Origin of the sequence: Sulfitobacter sp. HI0129 (assembly GCF_001635395.1) — a bacterium.
GTDB lineage: Bacteria > Pseudomonadota > Alphaproteobacteria > Rhodobacterales > Rhodobacteraceae > Sulfitobacter.
Genome location: NZ_LWGH01000661.1, coordinates 1 through 2,187, shown reverse-complemented (window position 1 = coordinate 2,187; position 2,187 = coordinate 1). Strand labels below are relative to the sequence as shown.

2 protein-coding genes are annotated in these 2,187 nt (G+C 56.7%); both read left to right on the top strand.

Going from position 1 to position 2,187, the window contains the following annotated elements:
- The coding region (locus A3764_RS16990; RefSeq protein ID WP_150122258.1) for a type IV secretory system conjugative DNA transfer family protein at positions 1-1,064 on the top strand (1,064 nt) is incomplete at its 5' end.
- Positions 1,065-1,068: 4 nt separating this feature from the next.
- Positions 1,069-2,187 (top strand): DUF4365 domain-containing protein (locus A3764_RS16985; RefSeq protein ID WP_236628231.1); only part of this gene is annotated, 1,119 nt, incomplete at its 3' end.

Below are 2,187 nucleotides of genomic sequence, written 5' to 3'. Positions count from 1 at the left end.
CCTATGTCTCGCTCCTGATGACCTCGGGGCTCGATCAATGGCAAAACCCGGCCATCGATGAGGCGACGGCCGTGTCGGACTTTGATTTCCGGACGATCCGCAAGAAACCCTTTTCGGTCTATCTCGTCGTCCAGCCCCTCATGGTGAAGCCGCTCGCACCCCTGATCCGGCTGTTTTTCTCCGATCTTCTCTCGGCCATGCAGGAAAAAGATCCCGGACCGGATGAGCCGTGGCCAGTGATGATCATGCTCGACGAGTTCAATCGCCTCGGCAAGATGCCCATCGTGGTCGAGAGCATCGAGACCCTGCGCACCTATCGCGGCCACCTTGCCGTGGTCACCCAAACCATCCCCGCCCTCGATGAAATCTACGGCGAGAACACTCGCCGCGCCCTGCAGGGCAACGCCGGCGTGAAACTCTATCTCACGCCCTCGGATGAAAAAACCGTCGAGGAGCTGAGCAAGGCGGTTGGCAAGACCACGAAGACCGTCATCACGCGCTCCCAGTCCATCGGCAAAAACCCCTTTGAAGGGCGCAGCCAATCCACACGGACCGAAGAAAGTTCGTTGTTACCTGAAGATGAGGCGCGCCGCCTACCGCTCGATGAGATCGTCATGGTCATCGATGCCCAGATGCCGGTCCGTGCAAAGCGGATCCAATATTTTGACGATCGGCTGTTCAAGGCGATCCACGCGGCGCAAACGGGGGAGTTGCCGTTTCCGGAGCCAGGGGGAGGTGGGTCGCAGGGCACGCTGCCGTTAAGTGTGCGGGCCATGCCGATGACTCCGCCGTCGATGGGTGGAGGCCAGAACGAAACGGCCGTGCTTGGCTCGGAGCAGGCGCGGGCTAAGGCGGAACAACCGCTGGCGCGAACCGACGGCACACCGAAGAAGTCGGCGGTCGTGGTGCAGGCGGTTGTTGTAGAAGCGCAGAGGCAGATGGAGATGGATTTTGTAGGGGAGGTGGCAGCTCTTGGTTCAGTGGAAGATGCCGGCGACGAGCAGGTACAAACGGCAGTAAATGATTTGGGTGATCTGGAGAAGGCCCTGAAACAGGGGTTCTAACTTGATGGGTTGTTGCATCCAGAAGTTGGCGTATCAAGTGATGGTTGTCAGTCGCGTTCTGGGTGATTTAGAGTTCGCTCTATCAGGCTTGACCTTTCGCAAGGGCAGTTTCCATATCTTGTTGCTCCTCCCTTATGTTGCGCCAGATAAAGTGTTACATCTCGAACAGCCTGTTTTCGGGGATCGAGATGTGAATAAGAAAATTACAACCAGCCGGCGAATGGGCGAAATCGGGGAGAAGGCAGCTAACCTTCAATTCTTACGAATTGGATTCCAATTCGATGGGAGGTCACGGCTGGAAGCAGGGATAGACGGCATCGCTGAGGTGATGGACAATGATCAGCCGACTGCCAAAATGATCGCCGTTCAGGTCAAGGCTACTGAGAGTGGCACCTATGCGGGTGAGACGGATTCCGCATTCACCTATCGAGTTCGCGCAAAGGATTTCGACTACTGGCGCGGCTCCAACCTTCCCGTGATACTGGTTCTCTACAGGCTTTCGGATGACACGTTCTTTTGGAAGTCACTCGAAAACCTCGTCGGCGAGGCCGAACGCATTTTGCACTTCGACAAGGAACGAGACGTTTTGGACGGGCGCGCGAAGGATCGCCTCGCCGCGCTCACGGTCGCCAAGCAAGGGCACGGATACTACGTCCCTCCACTTGGGGGAGGGGAAGAAGCGATTATCAATATGGTGCCTTTGCAGCTTCCCGACGAGATCTTCGTCGCGCAGACCCAGCTCTCCACGCAGAAAGCCCTCGCCCGGATGAACAAGGTCCGGAAAGGTCAGCGATACGATTGGATGATCGATGAAACATCGCTTTGGACATTCTGCGATCCGCTAACCACGCCCGTGCGCGATCTAGTCGAGAGGGATCAGGTAGAAAAGATCGAAACCGACTTTCTGGCCAAACACGACGCGGTGGATCAGCAGTATAAATTTGCGGGTCTGTTACGGCATACCTTGGCGCATGACTTTCGCGATTTGCTCGGGTGGGACGGAAAGAAAAAGCAGTTCTACTTCTTGCCAGCGCCTGGAGGCGTCGGGCGCAAGTTCCGCTATCTTGGTGCCAAACAGAAGACGCAGGCCGACGTTGTCAGTGTCTATCAGAAGTCGAAAGGG